This is a genomic window from Dellaglioa sp. CoH-55-MRSF-7, assembly GCF_056782235.1.
In genome coordinates this window covers 1-243 of the sequence record NZ_JBXAYI010000224.1, presented here as the reverse complement: position 1 = coordinate 243, position 243 = coordinate 1, and the positions used below count along the sequence as shown (strand labels likewise).

Annotated in this window: 1 protein-coding gene; it reads left to right on the top strand. The window is 53.9% G+C overall.

From position 1 onward, the window contains the following. Positions 1-34: 34 nt before the first annotated feature. The coding region (locus AC1RPU_RS08465) for a hypothetical protein (protein WP_481769726.1) at positions 35-243 on the top strand (209 nt) is incomplete at its 3' end.

Here is a 243-nt window from a genome sequence, read left to right as displayed (position 1 = left end):
ATCATTTATCAATACGTAACCTAAAGGAAAAGACATGCTGACGAAAACCAACGATGCCCCGATTCTGCGCCTGCTGGAACATACGCCGTTCGGCCGTATCACGGTCAAGCTGAATAACGGGGACACGATCAAGGCTGAATACGTGCCGGAACCGGTCACGGACGTGGAGCGCGGGGAGTCGGTCGTGTATCCGGATGCGGATTCGAATGTGCTGATTCACAAGCACGTTACGCGCTACAAGCC